We start from the raw sequence: 602 nt of genomic DNA on the forward strand, positions 1-602 counted from the left end.
TTGGTGCATTTTTTGGCGTCAAAATAAAGCTTTCTGGCATAACCGAGCGGGCATAAAAATAGTGGTGACCTTCCTTATCATCAAATAGCTTTTCACCACTTCGATAAGCGGCACTGGCAATCGCACTTCGTCCTTTACCAGCACTAATATTACTAAAACTCATGTGAAAAATTGCCATGTCGGTCACCACCTTTCTTTGGGCTTATTGGTTTGATTTTGTTGTCGCCATCGGCGACTTCTAATACAGGTTTTAATGGGTTTAGCACAACGTCATCTTTGATGACGTGTAAGTGCGCATTGACCTCGTTTCACTCGGTCTGCTGATTCTCTTAACTTTAACTTAGTGTATGCCTTCCGCTTCGCTATTTCAAATTTTATACTTTGACTTAACGTTTCTTATATGATATAGTTTTGGTGATTATTTCTAATATGATTGGAGGGATCGTTATGTCTCAAAATAACTTAGAAAAACAAGAAGCTAAATTAAAAGCCCTTAATCAAAAAATTAAGGACGAAAAAAATAAGATTGAACAACGGCTAGGTAAACAAATCATCAGTCAAGCCAATTTAGATTATGCTAATTTGTCTAACGATCAGATTAA

Annotated in this window: 1 protein-coding gene; it reads right to left on the minus strand. The window is 36.5% G+C overall.

Going from position 1 to position 602, the window contains the following annotated elements:
- Positions 1–178: MobA/MobL family protein (locus ACG72T_RS12565; protein ID WP_395266475.1), on the minus strand; the 178-nt coding region annotated here is incomplete at its 3' end.
- Positions 179–602 lie beyond the last annotated feature (424 nt).

This window comes from Companilactobacillus sp. FL22-1 (genome assembly GCF_043951805.1).
Taxonomy (GTDB): domain Bacteria; phylum Bacillota; class Bacilli; order Lactobacillales; family Lactobacillaceae; genus Companilactobacillus.